Origin of the sequence: Pseudomonas sp. FP597, from assembly GCF_030687435.1 — a bacterium.
Taxonomy (GTDB): domain Bacteria; phylum Pseudomonadota; class Gammaproteobacteria; order Pseudomonadales; family Pseudomonadaceae; genus Aquipseudomonas; species Aquipseudomonas lactucae.
On sequence record NZ_CP117432.1, the window covers coordinates 4,107,689 to 4,123,975 of the forward strand.

General features: G+C 62.0%; 12 protein-coding genes. 4 read left to right on the plus strand and 8 right to left on the minus strand.

Going from position 1 to position 16,287, the window contains the following annotated elements:
- Window positions 1–109: 109 nt before the first annotated feature.
- A complete protein-coding gene (locus PSH66_RS18640) occupies window positions 110–613 on the plus strand; it encodes a peptidylprolyl isomerase (RefSeq protein WP_003174772.1) in 504 nt (167 codons plus the stop codon).
- Window positions 610–1,359, plus strand: a complete 750-nt coding sequence (lpxH, locus tag PSH66_RS18645) for a UDP-2,3-diacylglucosamine diphosphatase (protein ID WP_003174773.1) — start codon at window positions 610–612, stop codon at window positions 1,357–1,359. Before PSH66_RS18640 ends, lpxH begins: the two co-directional genes overlap by 4 nt.
- A gap of 108 nt (window positions 1,360–1,467) precedes the next feature.
- Here lpxH and PSH66_RS18650 read toward each other — a convergent pair whose 3' ends face one another.
- The 7 genes from PSH66_RS18650 to PSH66_RS18680 all read right to left on the minus strand — a co-directional run bounded on the left by PSH66_RS18650 (window position 1,468) and on the right by PSH66_RS18680 (window position 12,417).
- Complete coding sequence (locus PSH66_RS18650; protein WP_141064889.1) at window positions 1,468–2,997, minus strand: DHA2 family efflux MFS transporter permease subunit; 1,530 nt, start codon at window positions 2,995–2,997, stop codon at window positions 1,468–1,470.
- Window positions 2,997–4,196 carry an efflux RND transporter periplasmic adaptor subunit gene (locus PSH66_RS18655; protein ID WP_003174775.1) on the minus strand — a complete coding sequence of 400 codons (1,200 nt, stop codon included), beginning with the start codon at window positions 4,194–4,196 and terminating at the stop codon, window positions 2,997–2,999. The genes PSH66_RS18650 and PSH66_RS18655 overlap by 1 nt, the downstream gene beginning before the upstream one ends.
- A gap of 15 nt (window positions 4,197–4,211) precedes the next feature.
- Window positions 4,212–5,663 carry an efflux transporter outer membrane subunit gene (locus tag PSH66_RS18660; RefSeq protein ID WP_305427423.1) on the minus strand — a complete coding sequence of 484 codons (1,452 nt, stop codon included), beginning with the start codon at window positions 5,661–5,663 and terminating at the stop codon, window positions 4,212–4,214.
- Complete coding sequence (locus PSH66_RS18665) at window positions 5,660–6,133, minus strand: MarR family winged helix-turn-helix transcriptional regulator (RefSeq protein ID WP_003174777.1); 474 nt, start codon at window positions 6,131–6,133, stop codon at window positions 5,660–5,662. Before PSH66_RS18665 ends, PSH66_RS18660 begins: the two co-directional genes overlap by 4 nt.
- A gap of 171 nt (window positions 6,134–6,304) precedes the next feature.
- Window positions 6,305–9,976: a translocation/assembly module TamB domain-containing protein gene (locus tag PSH66_RS18670; protein WP_305427424.1), complete on the minus strand. Its 3,672-nt coding sequence runs from the start codon at window positions 9,974–9,976 to the stop codon at window positions 6,305–6,307.
- Window positions 9,976–11,703, minus strand: a complete 1,728-nt coding sequence (locus tag PSH66_RS18675; RefSeq protein WP_141064886.1) for an autotransporter assembly complex family protein — start codon at window positions 11,701–11,703, stop codon at window positions 9,976–9,978. Before PSH66_RS18675 ends, PSH66_RS18670 begins: the two co-directional genes overlap by 1 nt.
- 63 nt (window positions 11,704–11,766) lie before the next feature.
- Window positions 11,767–12,417, minus strand: coding sequence for an N-acetyltransferase (locus tag PSH66_RS18680; RefSeq protein ID WP_003174780.1), 651 nt, complete (start codon window positions 12,415–12,417; stop codon window positions 11,767–11,769).
- 169 nt (window positions 12,418–12,586) lie between these two features.
- Between PSH66_RS18680 and xthA the strand changes: the two genes are divergently transcribed.
- Window positions 12,587–13,399 carry an exodeoxyribonuclease III gene (xthA, locus tag PSH66_RS18685; protein WP_003174781.1) on the plus strand — a complete coding sequence of 271 codons (813 nt, stop codon included), beginning with the start codon at window positions 12,587–12,589 and terminating at the stop codon, window positions 13,397–13,399.
- Window positions 13,400–13,528: 129 nt separating this feature from the next.
- Window positions 13,529–14,860 (plus strand): phosphate ABC transporter substrate-binding/OmpA family protein, encoded by a 1,332-nt coding sequence (locus PSH66_RS18690; RefSeq protein WP_305427425.1) that lies wholly within the window; start codon window positions 13,529–13,531, stop codon window positions 14,858–14,860.
- Window positions 14,861–14,975: 115 nt separating this feature from the next.
- Here the strand turns inward: PSH66_RS18690 and PSH66_RS18695 are convergent, their stop codons facing one another.
- Window positions 14,976–16,205 carry an acyl-CoA dehydrogenase gene (locus tag PSH66_RS18695; protein WP_003174783.1) on the minus strand — a complete coding sequence of 410 codons (1,230 nt, stop codon included), beginning with the start codon at window positions 16,203–16,205 and terminating at the stop codon, window positions 14,976–14,978.
- Window positions 16,206–16,287 lie beyond the last annotated feature (82 nt).

A 16,287-nucleotide genomic window follows, 5' to 3' on the forward strand; every position in this document is an offset into this window, starting at 1 on the left:
CGAAATTCCTGGCAGGCACGCTAAACTGCGCGCCTTGGCCGCCGTTTAGCCAGACAGGTAAAGCGTTTATTCGCCCAAACCCACGAATTCCCTGAAAAGAGTAGTGAACATGACTCAAGTCAAACTGACCACCAACCACGGTGACATCGTCATCGAGCTGAACGCCGAGAAAGCGCCGATCACCGTCGCCAACTTCATCGAGTACGTCAAAGCCGGCCACTACGAAAACACCGTTTTCCACCGTGTCATCGGCAACTTCATGATCCAGGGCGGCGGTTTCGAGCCTGGCATGAAGGAAAAGAAAGACAAGCGCCCAAGCATCCAGAACGAAGCGGACAACGGTCTTTCCAACGACAAGTACACCGTCGCCATGGCCCGTACCATGGAGCCGCATTCGGCCTCCGCGCAGTTCTTCATCAACGTCGCCGACAACGCCTTCCTGAACCACAGCGGCAAGAACGTGCAGGGTTGGGGCTACGCGGTGTTCGGTAAAGTCACCGAAGGCACTGACGTTGTCGACAAGATCAAAGGCGTGTCCACCACGTCCAAAGCCGGTCACCAGGACGTTCCAGCCGAAGACGTGATCGTCGAGAAAGCCGAGATCGTTGGGTGATATTGCTGATTTCAGACTTGCATCTGGAAGAGGAGCGCCCGGACATCACCCGGGCGTTTCTGGATCTGCTCCACGGCCGCGCCCGTGGTGCCCAGGCGTTGTACATTCTGGGGGACTTTTTTGAAGCCTGGATTGGCGACGATGGGATGACCGCGTTCCAGCGTTCGATTTGTGAAGCTTTACGCGAACTGAGCGACAGTGGCACCCCGATTTTCCTCATGCACGGCAACCGCGATTTCCTGATCGGCAAGGCGTTCTGCAAAGCCGCAGGCGCTACCTTGCTCAAGGACCCGAGTGTCGTGCAGTTTTACGGCGAACCCGTGCTGTTGATGCACGGCGACAGCCTCTGCACCCGCGACCTCGGCTATATGAAGCTGCGGCGCATCCTGCGTAACCCGATCGTGCTGTTTATCCTGCGTCACCTGCCGCTGCGCACCCGGCACAAGCTGGCGCGCAAGCTGCGCAGTGAAAGCCGCGCGCAAACACGCATGAAGGCCAACGACATTGTCGACGTGACGCCCGAGGAAGTGCCACGGGTGATGCAGCATTTTGGCGTGCGCACCCTGGTCCACGGCCACACCCACCGCCCGGCGATCCATAAGCTGCAGATTGGCGACCAGGCGGCCAAGCGCATCGTGCTGGGGGATTGGGACAAGCAGGGTTGGGCGTTGCAGGTGGATGAGCAGGGGTTCGCGTTGGCGGCGTTTGATTTTGTGAACCCGCAGTTGGCTTTGCCTGGCGCCTGACTCGAGTACACCGTCGTTCAAATGTGAACAGAGATCCAAATGTGGGAGGGGCGGTGCGACGATTCGACTTGCTCCCTCCCACAGTGATCCCATTCCACGCTTCAGCGGTCAGTGACCTGAAGCCGCAGGCCCCGCCTTCGCGGTAAACGGCGGCTTGGCCAGCCACACCAGCAGCATCAACCCGGCGAAGATCCACCCCATCAACGTGAAGTAATCCACGGTGGACATCATGTACGCCTGGCTGGTGAGAATCTGATCCAGCTGGGAATACGCCTTCTGCCCTGCCCCACCCAGCGCCTGCAAGGCATCGCGCGTGGCCGAGTCATAGACGGTCATGTTCTCGCTCATGTAGGCATGGTGCTGGTCGGCCCGGCGGATCCAGATCCAGGTGGTGAGCGACGCCGCAAAGCTGCCGCCCAGGGTCCGCAGGAAAGTGGCCAGGCCGGCGCCGTCGGCAATCTGCTGCGGCGGCAGGTCGGACATCAGGATGCTCAAGGTCGGCATGAAGAACAGCGCCACGCCGATGCCCATGAACAGCTGCACCAGGGCGATGTGGGTAAAGTCCACCTCGTTAGTGAAACCGGCGCGCATGAAGCAACTTAAACCCATCGCCAGGAACGACAGCCCCGCCAGCAGGCGCAGGTCGAACTTGTGCGCGTATTTACCCACGAACGGCGACATCAGCACCGGCAGAATACCGATTGGCGCCACCGCCAGCCCGGCCCAGGTGGCGGTGTAGCCCATCTGGGTCTGCAACCACTGCGGCAGGATCAGGTTGATGCCGAAGAAACCCGCATAGCCGCCGATCAACACGATGGTGCCGATGCGAAAGTTGCGGTAGGCAAACAGGCGCAGATTGACCACCGGGTGCTTGTCGGTCATTTCCCAGATCACGAAGACCGCCAGGGCAATCGCCGAAATCGCCGCGCCGATGAGGATGAAATTGGATTCGAACCAGTCCAGGTCATTGCCCTTGTCGAGGATGATCTGCAAAGCGCCGACGCCGACGATCAGGCTCAACAAGCCCACGTAATCCATCGGCTGATAGCTGGTGACTACCGGGCGTTTCTTCAACTGCGAACGCACCACCATCGCCGCAAAGATGCCGATGGGGACGTTGATAAAGAAGATCCACGGCCAGCTGTAGCTGTCGGTGATCCAGCCGCCAAGAATAGGGCCGGCAATCGGCGCCACCACCGTGACCATCGCCAGCAACGCCAGGGCCATGCCGCGCCTGGCGGGCGGATACACCGCGATCAGCAAGGTTTGGGTCATTGGGTACAACGGCCCGGCGACCAGGCCTTGCAGCACCCGAAAGCCGATCAGCTCGGGCATCGAGGTGGAAATACCGCAGAGGAACGAGGCCAGCACAAACAGTACGGTTGCCCACAGAAACAGCTTCACCTCGCCAAAGCGCCGGCTCAGCCAGCCGGTGAGCGGCAAGGCAATGGCGTTGCTCACCGCAAACGAGGTGATCACCCAGGTGCCCTGCTCCGAACTCACGCCCAGGTTGCCGGAGATGGTCGGCAACGCCACGTTGGCGATGGTGGTGTCGAGCACCTGCATAAAGGTCGCCAGCGACAGGCCAATGGTGGCCATCAACAGGCTGGGTGGCGTGAACGAGGCGTTATTGCTCATCAGCGTTGCACAGCCTTGGGAGCGGCGACGCTGTTGTCATGGATCAACTGGGTGATCATGGCGTCAGCCTCGGCCAATTGGCGGTCATACACGTTGGTGGTGAACGAGGCTTTTTGCGGCGGTTGTTGCGCCAGTACCGGGCCGCTCTGGTCGTGCAGGTTCACATTGACCACCGTGCTCAAGCCCACCCGCAACGGGTGCTTGGCCAATTCTTCGGCATTGATGTGGATGCGCACCGGTACACGCTGCACGATCTTGATCCAGTTACCGGTGGCGTTCTGCGCAGGCAACAGGGCAAACGCACTGCCGGTACCGGCGCCGAGGCTATCGACGGTGCCGCTGAACTTCACGTCGCTGCCGTAGATGTCCGACTCGATGTCCACCGGCTGGCCGATGCGCATGTCGCGCAGCTGGGTTTCCTTGAAGTTGGCATCGATCCACAACTGGTTCAGCGGGATCACTGCCATCAACGCGGTGCCCGGCTGCACGCGCTGGCCCAGTTGCACGGTGCGCTTGGCCACGTAGCCGGTCACCGGCGCGATCAGGGTGCTGCGGGCATTGGTCAGGTAGGCTTGGCGCAGTTGCGCGGCGGCGGCCTGCACATCGGGGTGAGACGAAATCACCGTGTCATCCACCAGGGCATTGCTGGTCTTGAGTTGCTGCTCAAGGTTGGTCAGCGCGTTCTTCGCGGCGGTCAGACTGTCACGGGCGTGGGACAGTTCTTCCTGGGAAATCGCCCCGCCCTGGGCCAGGGTTTTACGACGGTTGTAGTTGTCCTGGGCGGTTTGCACGTCGGCTTTCTGTGCATTGACCTGAGCTTTCATGCCGTCGACATTACTGTACAAGCCCCGCACCTGGCGCACGGTGCGCGCCAGGTTGGCCTGGGCGCTTTGCAGACCGACCGCGGCATCGTTGGGGTCGAAATTGACCAGCACCTGGCCTTCATGGACCAGGTCGCCATCATCGGCGCCGATGCTGACCACGGTGCCGGTGACCAGCGGGGTGATTTCCACCACGTTGCCGTTTACATAGGCATCGTCGGTGCTTTCGTTGAAGCGCCCGTAAAACTCATACCAGCCCCATACGCCGACGGCGCCGAGGATGACGACCAGTGCAAGACCGATCAGCATGACTTTGCGTTTGCGCGGGTTGTTGTCTGTCGGTTGTTCAGTTGCGTTGGTGTTTTCGGCAGTGGCCATGACAAATACCTCGAATTATTCGGTGCGTGTGGCTGGGGTGGTCGATGCCACGTTGTCGGCGTTGAAGCCGCCGCCCAGGGCCTGCATCAATTGGATCGACAGCGTGATCTGCCCGGCATTCAGGCTCGCCAGCTGACGCTGGGCCTGCAGCAGTTGCTGCTCGATGCTGAGCACGTCCAGGTAGCTACCGATTCCGGAGCCATAGCGCTGAACCACGGTGTCGTAGGACTGCTGGGCAATGTCGGTCGCGTGTTGCTGGGCCTGGATCTGCCGGCCGGTTTCGCGCAGTTGCGACAGGGTGTCGCCGATGTCGCCCAGGGCTTGCACCAGGGTTTTGTTGTACTGCGCCACGGCCAGGTCGTAGTCCGCGTCGCGGGCATCGAGGTCGGCGCGCAGGCGACCGCCGTCGAAGATCGGCAGCGAAACAGTGGGTGCAATATTGAAGAAGCGACTAGCCGAGCCAAACATCGCATCCCCCAGCAACGACTCGGCCCCGGCGCTCGCGCTCAAGTTGAGATTGGGGTAGAAGCGCGTCTTGCTGGCGGCGATGTCCTTGCTCGCGGCCTCGACTCGCCAGCGCGCGGCGATCAGGTCAGGACGACGGCCCAGCAGTTCGGCGGGCAGCACCGAAGGCACGGCGACGGCGGCAGGTCTCAACACATTGGGGCGCGCCAGTTCATTGCCGCGATCCGGACCTTTGCCCAGCAACACCGCCAAGGCAATCCTGGCGCTCTGCAGTTGTTTTTCCGCGTCGATCAGTTGCGACTGTGAGCTGGCTTCCAGGCTCTCGGTCTGCTGGTACTGGTAGTGGCTGTCGATGCCTGAATCCAGGCGGCGCTTGCTCAAGTCGAGCATTTGCCGGGTGCGCTTGAGGTCATCGGCGGCCAGGTCACGCACGATGTGCGCCTGGCCCAGGTCGCTGTAGGCCTTGGCCACGTCGGCGGCGAGGGTCAGGCGCGCGGCCTGTTGGTCGACTTCGGCGGCGCGGGCCTGGCCCAGCGCGGCTTCCCAGGTGGCGCGCTGGCCGCCCCAGAGGTCGAAGGTGTAATTGAAGCTGGCGCTGATATTGCGCACGGTGGAATAGGCATCGCCCTCGCCTCGCGGGTCCTGGTCCCTGGCCAGACGCGAACGGCTGACACCGGCGCTGGCGTCCAGCGTCGGCATGCGCGCAGCGTTCGCGGCATAGGCAGCCGCCTGGGCCTGATGGGCACGGGCGTCGGCCACTTGCATGTCGGGGCTGTTTTGCAGGGCTTCGCGGATCAAGCCATCGAGTTGTGGGTCGCCGAGGCTTTTCCACCAATCGGCCGCCGGCCAGGCGGCGGGCGACAAGGCCACGCCACTCAGGGACTTGCCGGTCTGCAGCGTGTTGGCGTCGAGGCGCTGGCCCTGGGTGTCAAGGCCGCTGTAGTTGGCGCAACCGGCCAGGCTCATGGCCGCGAGCACCAAGCAAAGGGCACGTGTATTCATTTATTACCTACCCGCTGGATAGTGATGGGGTCACCGGCAGCTATCAGAATTTTCTTGAGGATCCGCTCCAGGGTTTCCAGCTCGCCCGGCTCCAGTACGCCGGCCAACTGGTTCAACGCCTGGGCGCCGATGAACGGCAGCAGGTCCGCCAGGCGCTGACCGTCAGGGGTCAACACCAACTGCACTTGGCGACGGTCGAGTTCCGAGCGCTTGCGGCTGAGCAGGTCTTTTTGCTCCAGCCGGTCGAGCATGCGGGTCATCGAGCCGCTGTCCAGCGACAGGTGGCGGCACAGCTCCGCCGGGGTGTCGACACCGAATTGCGCCATGATGATCAACACCTTGAACTGCGCGGCGGTGATGCCGTGGGGTTCCATATGGGTGTCGATGATGCGGTCCTTGAGGATCGCGGCGCGGCCGAGCAATAGGCCGAGGTGGCAGTTATGGAAGTTGTCCGGGGTGAAGTGGGGCATCGGAAGTCACCTTATTACTGCCTAGGCAGTGAATGTATGACGAGATGTTACTGCCTAGGCAGCGAAAGTCAAATGGAATAATTAGGTTGCTTGGTATTTGTTCAGGAAAGAGGAAATACCGAACAATGTGGGGGGGGCGGTGCCCCTCCCACATTTTTTACCGCGACAGGATCAAAAATCCCGCTTGTAGAAGATATCCAGCGAGTTGGCCACGCCACTGGCCACTTCCAGGTAGACCTTCTTGCTCAGCAGGTAGCGCAAGGCAATGGTGCTGGCCGGCTCGAACACCCCTACCCCGTAACGCAGGCTGAGCTTCTCGGTAATCTTGCCGCTGGCCACCACCGCGGTGTTGTTGCCGCTGCCCTGGGCATCGAGTTCAAAATCCTGGATGCCCAGGTTCTTGGCCAGGTCGGACGTGACCCCGGCGCTGCCCATCAAGCCCAGGCCCAGGGCGGCCTGGGCGAGCATGTTGTTGTCTTCGCCGGTGGTGCTCAGCGGGCGCCCCAACACCAGGTAGGACAGCGCCTGCTCCTGGCTCATGGCCGGTTCCGAGAAGATTTGCGTGGTGGGGTGTTCGGCGCTGCCGCTAAGACGGATACCGGCCACCACGTCGTCGGCCTTGCGGATAGCTTCGATATCCAGGTACGGCTGGTCCAGGGGCCCGGCGAACAGCAGGCGCGCACGGCGTACGTCGAGTTTCTGACCGTAGGCGCGGTAGCGGCCGTCGTTGAGCCACAACTCGCCACGGGTGTCCAGGTTGTCGCCGATATGCACATGGCCCTGCACCTTGGCGGTGAGGCCGAAGCCTGCGAAGTTGAGCTGGTCGTCGCCCACTGCCACGTCGATATCCATCGCCATGGCCATCGGCGGCTTGCCCTCTTCGGTCTGGCTGCCGATGATCACGGTGTCATCCGAGACCTTGACGGTCGATGGCGGCAGTTCGCGCACGGTGATGTTGCCTCGCGGGATCTGTACCTTGCCGGCAATCGCCAGTTTGTCGTCCTTGAGGGTGATCTTCAGGTCTGGCGCCACTTCCAGCTCGGCGTAAGGCTCCACCGTCACTGGCAAGTACGCGCCTTGCAGGCTCAGGTCTACCGCCAGGGCCTGGCCCCAGTCGATCCGCCCCTTGAGGCTGCCCCGCCCGGCCTTGCCGCTGCGCCAGCCACCGTTGAGCTGGACGCCGTCGCCGGCGATCTGCGCCTGCACGTTCAGGCCTTCGAAACTGACCGGCAGTTCGGGCCCGGAGACTTCGCCGCCGATCAGGTTCACGCTGCCGTTGACCTGGGGCGCCAGCAGGCCGCCAGAGATGCGCCCATTGCCGTTGAGTTTGCCGCTGAGGGTTTCCACCATCGGCACAAACGGTCGCGCCACGGCAAGGTCGAGGCCGGTAAGGCTGAAATTACCAGTGATCGGCTTGTTCTTCGGCAGCGGGTTGATCTGCGCCTGCAACAGCAATTCACCGAGTTTGCCACCGCGAAAGTTCAACTGGGCATCGATGCGTTTGGGATTGAGGGTGGTTTCCAGCTTGAGCGTGTCATAGGGGAAATCCAGCCACTGGTCCTTGTCCTTGACGCGCAAGGTGCCGCCACCGGCATCCACCGAGACCAGACCTTTGGGGCCACTGTCGGGCAGGTCCAGCTGCAGGTCGGCATTGAGCTTGCCCTGCCAGGCGAAGTCTTTGGGCAAAAACGCCGCCAGGCTGTCGAGGGGGAATTGCTTGAGGTGGTAGCGCAACCGGGGTTCCGGCATCAGCCGTTGGTCTTCGCCGCACAGGCTGGCCGCGCCGGAGACCCAGCAATGGGCGGCAAAGGTCAGCTTGCCGTCGGCCAGGCGCTCGATCTTCGCCGGGGCCTGCAATCTCCAGTCCTGGCCACCGGCTTGTACGTCACCGCTGGCCAGGCGTCCGCGCCAGTTGCCTTTGTCGAGGTTGCCGTCCAGGGCCAGGGCCAGCTTGACCAACGGCCCGGCGAGGTCCAGTTGGACTTTTTGATGCTTGATATCGCCCTGGGCGCTGGCCGTGAGGGTGCCGACCTGGGTGTCGCCGCTCTGGATGCCGCTGCCCTTGAGTTCGATGCTCGCGCGCTGGGCGTTATCCAGGGTGGCGCCGAGGCTCAGGCTTTGCAGGCGGTTGTCGGCGAACGCCAGTTGCTGGCCCTTGAGGTCGAGTTTGCCGTGTGGCGCCTTGAGGCTGCCGGCCACGTCGAGGCGACCGTTGACCTGGCCGCGCAATTGCGGCCATAGCTGGGCCAGGCGCGCAAGTTTGATGTCGATCCGCCCGGCCAGGCGCTGTTGCAGGCTGCCGCTGCCGTTGATGCGGTTGTCACCCAGGCGGATATCCAGGTTGGCCAGGGTCCACTGCTCGCCCTCGCCGTCGGCCTTGGCGGCGAACACCGCGGTTTGCCCACGCAGGCGACCCTTGAGGTCGAGGTCGGCGTTGAGCTTGAGTTGTTCATGCTTGAACTCACCCTTGCTGCGCAGCGGGCCGGCCAGGGTGCCAGGCAACTCGGCCACCCAGTACGCCGGGTTCAGCGCCGACAGGTCCAGCGCGGTGTCCCAGACGATGCCATCGGCGAACTGCAGGTTCAGGTGCCCTTCGGCCTTGCCCTGACCGGCAGTCAGTTTGAGTTCGGGCAGGAAGATCTGCGTGAGGTCGCCACTGAACGGCGTGACCACATTGAATTTGCCCGCCGGGCCGTCGAGGTCGGCCTTGAGATTGCCCAGGTAGTTGCCGTCTTTATAGGAAATTTCACCCGTGAACGTACGCAATGCAACCTGCGGCTCGTCAATCACCGGATAGAGGCGATGCCACGGGAAGTCGAGCCAATCGATCCTGGCGTCGGCACTGAAGCCTTGTTGCCAATCCAGCTGGGCCGCGAGCTTGAGGCTCTGCTTGTCGCCGGCCGTCAGGTCCAGGCCGGCAATCTGCGCGCCGTTGGCGTCGACCTTGCCTTGCAGCAACAGGTCCACCGGGCCTTTTTCCGCCGGCAGCACGGCCTTTCCGAGCAATTGGTAACCGTTTTTCAGGTCGCCTTTGGCGGTGAGATCGAGCTGGTTGAGTTGCAGGGTGTCGGGCAACTCGGCGCTGGGCTTGAAGCCATCGGCGGTGATGTGCACGGAGGCCGGGAGGTTTTCCACCAGCGGCTGCAACTCGCCGCTAAGCCTGGCTGGGAAATAGCCGCTGCTGTCGGCGTCGAGCTTGAGGGTCTTGAGCAGGTCGCCATCGACCTTGAGTGCGACGTTCCACGGCGCGCCGCCGGGTGCATAAGGCAGGCTCAGGTTGCCGCTGACGGTCAGCGGCCACTGGCCAGTGGGTTGCAGCAGGCCGGCCAGGTCCAGCACCAAATCGTCCCGTTGCAGGTGCACCGAATCGATCTGCAGGCCGGCGGCGGTCCAATGCGCCGCCAGTTGCAGGCCCTTGAGTTCTTCGCTGCCGTTAAACAGCAGGCTACCGATGCGAATGTCGCCCAACTGGAGGGCAACCGGCAATTCAAGATCCGGCAACGTGATAGGGCCGCCGCTGTCTTCGGTACTCGGTGGAAACTGCAGGCTGACCTGTTCCACATCCAACCGATTGACGCACAGGGTCATGTGCATCAGGCAGGCCGGCGACCAATCGAATACTGGCGCTTTAAGCTCGACACGGCTGCTGTCTTGCTGCCACAGCAGATGATCGGCACGCCACTGGCCTCCCAGATGGCCCTGGAAATTTTCCACGCTCAAGCCCGGCACCTGATTCAAGGCCCAGCGACTGCCGGCCTGGCTACCCAGCACCGTCCACAGCGCCAATAACAGTAAAACCAGGACAGCCAGCACGGCGAGTCCCGCTATTTTCAAACCGCGCATCACAGCTCAGGCCCCATGGAAAAGTGCAAACGAACGCCGCCCGGTTCGTCCAGGGCATGGGCCAGGTCGAGGCGGATCGGACCGACCGGCGACACCCAGCGCAGGCCGACACCCACGCCGGTTTTCAGACTGGGCAGCTCCAGATTGTTGAAGGAGTTACCCTGGTCGATAAAGGTCGCGATCCGCCATTTCTCGGCGATGGAATATTGATACTCGGCGCTCAAGGCCACCATGTAGCGCCCACCGATGCGATCCCCACGGTCGTTCTCCGGTGACAGGGTCTGGTACTCGTAGCCGCGCACGCTCTGGTCGCCACCGGCAAAGAAACGCAGCGACGGCGGTACCGACTTGTAGCCATTGGTGGCGCTGCCGCCGACCTGCGCCCGTGCCAGGAAACGGTGGTTGTCCCACAGGGTGGTGAGGCCCTTGACCATGGCCGTGCCGTAAAGCAGGTTGGTGTCCGAGCCCAAGCCTTCCTTGGCCACTTTGGTGTCGAATTGCAGACGGTAGCCGTGGTGGGGGTCGATGCGGTTGTCGCTGCGCAGGTAGGAATAGCTGATTCCCGGCATCACCAGGTTACTCAGGCCCGAGTCATTGCCCAGGCGATATTCTTCACGCTGGTACTTGAGCGAGATCACCCGGGTCCAGCCGCTGGGTAATTTGCTGTGCCATTCCGGGCCCACGGTGAGCAATTTACTCAAGGTGTCGGTACCGGCCAGTTCTTCATTCTGGTAGCCACCGGCGAACCGCAGTTTGTCGGTAATCGGTGGGTCGAGCGGAATGTCGTACCACAGCCCGACGTTCTGCCGTGGCGCCGACAACTCGGTTTCCCAACCGTAGCTGTGGCCCTGAGGGTTGACCCAGTGCCGGGTCCAGTTGGCCTTGCCCCGTGGGCCGACGTCGGTGGAAAACCCCAGGCCCAGGCCCATGGTGCGTGGTTTGCGGGTTTCCAGGCGCACGGCCACCGGGATCACATCGTTGGCCGACGCAGCCGGCGCGGCATCCACGCGCACGCCTTCGAAAAAACCGCTGGCCTGCAGGTTCTGGTTGAGTTCGGCGATCAGTTCGGAATCGTAGGGCTCGCCGGCCTTGAACGGCACCATGCGCTGCAACAGGTCTTCGTCGAACGGTGTGTCGCCGGCGAAGTTGACCTTGCCCAGGGTGTAGCGCGGGCCGCTGTCGTACACCAGTTCGATATCGGCGACGCCCGCCTGGGGGTCCACCGCGAGTTTCTGGCTGGTAAAACGCCCGCTGAAAAAACCATAGCGCGAGGCCTGGTTCTGGATCAGCCGCTTGGCCTCTTCGTAATGGCCGTGGTTGAGCACGGCACCGGATTTGAGCTCGTCACTGGCGGGCACGCGAAACGCCTTGAGGTTCGCCGCAGGGCCGTCGACCCGAATGGTTACGTCGCGCAAATGCACCGGTTCGCCGGGGTCGATGTTGAGGATCAGGCGCGGGTTCTTGCCGCCCTTCACATCGCTGTCGATGCGTGGCTGATAGAAGCCCAAGGCCTGGGCCGCTTTGCGCGCCTGCTCCTCGGCGCCATGGCTGAACCGCAGCAAGGCTTCTTCATCACGATCGCCCACCCCACCGATGTAGCCTTCGATGTTGGCTTTCAGCGCGTCGTTCGAGGGCTTGATCCGCACGTCCAATTCACTTTGCGCCACTACGCCGCAGCTTATAAACAGCAGAACCAAGCCGCTGGTGTATCTTCCTGGAAATTTCATAGGCGCGGATGCTACAGAGCTGGGGGGACTCTTTGAACTGAGAATTGTCTGAATAATTCTGTCTTAAGCCGTCGCTGTCTGTGACGGCTGCGGATTGGGATGAAAAAACACGTGCTCCAGGATAGGCCCTACAGCAACTTCACCGATTTCCTCGTAGCCCTGACGCTTATAGAAGTCCAGATAACGTGAATTCCCCGTATCCAACACCACGCCGGAGGAATGCGGGTCTTCGGCGCACCAGTTGTGCACCGCTTCCAGCAGCTGCTCACCGTAGTGCTTGCCCTGGAATTGCGGATGGATGCCCAGCAACGGCAGCACATGCACCGACTCACCGGGCAGGCACGCCATGACCGCGTGATGGTAGTCCAGATACCGCCGCGTACCGCGCACGCCAGTGCTCAGCCACATGCGCAATTGCCAGGCCCAGCTCTCGGTAATCCCCAGGCGTCGTTGCGGCGGAGCGATCAGGGCGATGCCGATCAATCGGTCATTGACGAACAGGCCGATGGCCGGCAGTTTCTGGAAAAAATGCTGCTTGACCAGCTCGCGCACGGTGGCGCGTACCCGCTGTTCATAGCCGGCGCGCTCGGCCTCGAAAATGTAGGCGAACGTCGGCTCGTGCCGATAGGCCTGGTACAACAGGGAACGGGCCTCGCGCGAATAGCCGCTGTTGAGCAGGCGAATTTCAGCAATGGCAGTCGAAGTGTCAGGCATACGGTAAATCTCCCTGGGCGCCATTTAAACGATGGCGTTCGTATGGGTACGAACCTGTGCAGCGCGAGTCGTTCCCAGACCTTAGCAGCGCAACAGTGCTAGCGCCACGCTGGCCCCCGTCCGACTTGTCGGCTAGCATCGCCTTTTTGCCAGGACCGGACCGCCGACCATGAAAATCGTCTCCTTCAATATCAACGGGCTTCGCGCCCGCCCTCATCAGCTGGCGGCGCTGATTGAAAAGCACCAACCGGACGTGATCGGCCTGCAGGAAACCAAGGTCCACGATGACCAGTTCCCCCTGGCCGAAGTACAAGCCCTTGGCTATCACGTGTATTACCACGGCCAAAAAGGCCACTACGGCGTGGCCCTGCTGTCGCGCCAAGAAGCCTTGAGCGTGCACAAAGGCTTTCTCGGCGATGAGGAAGACGCTCAGCGCCGCTTTATCTGGGGCACGTTCGCCGATGAACACGGCAACCCCGTCACGGTCATGAACGGCTACTTCCCGCAGGGCGAAAGCCGCGATCACCCCACCAAGTTCCCGGCCAAGCAGCGTTTCTATGAAGACTTGCAGCACCTGCTGGAAAGCCAGTTCAGCAATGACCAGGCGCTGGTGGTGATGGGCGATGTGAATATTTCCCCGGAAGATTGCGACATTGGCATCGGCGCCGACAACGCCAAGCGCTGGCTGAAAACCGGCAAATGCAGCTTCCTGCCGGAAGAGCGCGAGTGGATGGCCCGCTTGAAAAACTGGGGCCTGGTGGACAGTTTCCGCCACCTCAACCCGGACGTGACCGACCGTTTCAGCTGGTTCGACTACCGCAGCCGTGGGTTTGAAGACGAGCCCAAGCGCGGGCTGCGCATTGACGTGATCATGGCGTCCACGGGACTGGTGCACCGGGTCAAGGATGCCGGGGTGGATTACGATCTGCGCGGCTTGGAGAAACCATCGGACCATGCGCCGATCTGGCTTGAACTGAGCTGACTCCCTGACCGTGTTGGGGTTGAATGTGGGAGGCCCCTCCCACATTTGATCGCTTGATCGCCAGTCACATTATTGAAACCCAACTGACTTAATCTCGCGGCACTCCCTTTGGCTTGAGAAGGTGCCGGCATGACGCTGCGCGTTCTGTTTCTGTTGTGTTGCGCGTTGTCCCTCTCCGCTGTGGCAACTGCCCTACCCGTCCCCGAACAAGGTCCTGCGCTACGCATCCAGGGTTCCAACACCATCGGCGCTGCATTGGGCCCTGCATTGGTCAAGGGATTGATGGAGCAACAGGGCTTGCAGGCGATACACAGTGAACCGGCCGGCGCCAACGAACAGCGTGTGATCGGTACGACTCGCCAGGGAAAGTCGATCACGATCGAAGTGGCGGCGCATGGTTCCAGCACCGGTTTCGCGGCGCTGAAAAATGCCACGGCTGACCTCGCCGCTTCGTCTCGCCCGATCAAGGACAGCGAACTGGTCGAACTCGAACCGCTCGGCGACCTGAAAAGCCCTGAAGCCGAACAGGTGATCGCCATCGACGGCCTGGCCATCATTCTCAACCCCCGCAACCCGCTGAACACGTTGGACACCGAGCAACTGGCGCAGATTTTCAATGGTGAAATCAGCACCTGGGAGGCGCTGGGCGGTATCGGCGGGCCCATTGAGGTGTATGCGCGGGACGATCAGTCCGGCACCTACGACACGTTCAAGGAGCTGGTGCTGCGCCTGCGCGGCAAGCCGCTCGTCGCTTCGGCCAAACGCTACGAGTCCAGCGAGCAATTGTCCGACGCGGTGAGCCAGAATCCCCAAGGCATCGGTTTTATTGGCCTGCCCTACGTACGCCAAGCCAAGGCCGTGGCGATTGTGGACGGCGACTCGCAGCCGATGTTGCCGCTCAACAGCCTGATCGCCACCGAAGATTACCCGCTGTCCCGCCGGTTGTTTCTCTACCTGCCGCCGTCAAGCCATAACCCATGGGCCAAGGCGCTGGTAGCGTTTGCCCAAAGCGGCAAAGGCCAGGCCATCGTCGCGGCCAACGGCTTCATTGCGCAGCAAGTGCAGGCAATGGCCGTGGAACCGCGCGCATCGATGCCCGAGGACTATCAAGCCATCGCCCGTGACGCCCAGCGCCTGAGCGTGAATTTTCGTTTCGAGGAAGGCAGCGCCAGCCTGGATAACAAGGCGCGCCAGGATCTGCGGCGGGTAGTGGCGTACCTCAAGGGCCACGACAAACTCGACAAACAGGTCACGCTGGTGGGGTTCGGCGATGCCAAGAACGATCCGCAGCGGGCGGCGTTGCTGTCCAAGCTGAGGGCGATGGCGGTGCGTCGCGAATTGGTGAAGAACGGCGTGGTACTGAGGGAGATTCGCGGGTTTGGCGCGCAGATGCCGGTGGCGGCGAATACGGCGGATGAGGGGCGGATCAAGAATCGGCGGGTGGAGGTTTGGGTGTATTGAACCTGCTGGATCTTCATTGCCTGATCCGGCCTCATCGGGGGCAAGTCGAATCGTCGCACCGCCCCTCCCACATTTTGTGTGGGAGGGGCTTGCTCCCGATACAGGCGACTCGGTGTTACTGCCCGCCGCGCATCAGTTCCTTGGGCACATACTTGCCGATCTCGAATTTACCAATCGCCGCGCGGTGCACTTCGTCCGGGCCGTCGGCCAGGCGCAGGGTTCGTTGCATGGCGTACATGTAGGCCAGCGGGAAATCGTTGGACACGCCGGCACCGCCATGGATCTGAATCGCGCGATCGATCACTTTCAAGGCCACGTTCGGCGCCACCACCTTGATCTGGGCGATTTCGCTTTTCGCTACTTTGTTACCCACGGTGTCCATCATGTAGGCCGCCTTCAAGGTCAGCAGGCGCGCCATGTCGATTTCCATGCGTGAGTCGGCGATCTTGTCGATATTGCCGCCCAAACGGGCCAACGGCTTGCCGAATGCGCTGCGGCTGACCGAGCGTTTGCACATCAACTCCAACGCACGCTCGGCCATGCCGATCGAACGCATGCAATGGTGGATACGGCCTGGGCCAAGACGGCCCTGGGCGATTTCAAAGCCGCGACCTTCGCCGAGCAGAACGTTTTCATACGGCACGCGCACGTTGTCGAACAGCACTTCGGCGTGGCCGTGGGGGGCGTCGTCGTAGCCGAACACCGGCAGCGGCCGTACGATTTTCACCCCGGGGGTGTCCACCGGCACCAGGATCATCGAGTGCTGTTGGTGACGCGGCGCATCCGGATTGCTCAGGCCCATGAAGATCAGGATCTTGCAGCGCGGGTCACAGGCGCCGGAGGTCCACCATTTTTTGCCATTGATCACCCATTCGTCGCCCTGGCGTTCGGCGCGGGCGGCCATGTTGGTAGCGTCCGATGAGGCCACGTCCGGTTCGGTCATGGCGAACGCCGAACGGATCTCGCCGCGCAGCAGCGGTTCGAGCCAGCGGTGTTTCTGCTCTTCGTTGGCGTAGCGCACCAGCACTTCCATGTTGCCGGTGTCGGGCGCTGAGCAGTTGAACGGTTCCGGGCCCAGCAAGGATCGGCCCATGATTTCGGCCAGCGGTGCGTACTCAAGGTTGGTCAGGCCGGCGCCCAGTTCGGACTCGGGCAGGAACAGGTTCCACAGGCCTTCGGCTTTGGCGCGGGCTTTCAATGTTTCCATGATGGCGGTGGGCTGCCAGCGGTCGCCTTCGCTGACCTGGCGTTCGAACACCGGCTCGGCGGGGTAGACATGAGCGTCCATGAATGCGGTGACGCGTTCACGCAGTTCCTGAACCTTGGGCGAATAGGCGAAATCCATGAGCAGCTCCCTTCTCTGAGAGGTTGTTTAGGTCATGCAATCGATGCTAGAACAGCGTTGATAATTTACCTAGCCTATTCTC

Bases quoted from the DNA above. Each gene is read 5' to 3' on its own strand.
- PSH66_RS18640 (WP_003174772.1), top strand. From the start codon at position 110: ATGACTCAAGTCAAACTGACCACCAACCACGGTGACATCGTCATCGAG.
- PSH66_RS18650 (WP_141064889.1), bottom strand. From the start codon at position 2,997: ATGAGCAATAACGCCTCGTTCACGCCACCCAGCCTGTTGATGGCCACC.
- PSH66_RS18655 (WP_003174775.1), bottom strand. From the start codon at position 4,196: ATGGCCACTGCCGAAAACACCAACGCAACTGAACAACCGACAGACAAC.
- PSH66_RS18660 (WP_305427423.1), bottom strand. From the start codon at position 5,663: ATGAATACACGTGCCCTTTGCTTGGTGCTCGCGGCCATGAGCCTGGCC.
- PSH66_RS18665 (WP_003174777.1), bottom strand. From the start codon at position 6,133: ATGCCCCACTTCACCCCGGACAACTTCCATAACTGCCACCTCGGCCTA.
- PSH66_RS18670 (WP_305427424.1), bottom strand. From the start codon at position 9,976: ATGCGCGGTTTGAAAATAGCGGGACTCGCCGTGCTGGCTGTCCTGGTT.
- PSH66_RS18675 (WP_141064886.1), bottom strand. From the start codon at position 11,703: ATGAAATTTCCAGGAAGATACACCAGCGGCTTGGTTCTGCTGTTTATA.
- PSH66_RS18680 (WP_003174780.1), bottom strand. From the start codon at position 12,417: ATGCCTGACACTTCGACTGCCATTGCTGAAATTCGCCTGCTCAACAGC.
- xthA (WP_003174781.1), top strand. From the start codon at position 12,587: ATGAAAATCGTCTCCTTCAATATCAACGGGCTTCGCGCCCGCCCTCAT.
- PSH66_RS18690 (WP_305427425.1), top strand. From the start codon at position 13,529: ATGACGCTGCGCGTTCTGTTTCTGTTGTGTTGCGCGTTGTCCCTCTCC.
- PSH66_RS18695 (WP_003174783.1), bottom strand. From the start codon at position 16,205: ATGGATTTCGCCTATTCGCCCAAGGTTCAGGAACTGCGTGAACGCGTC.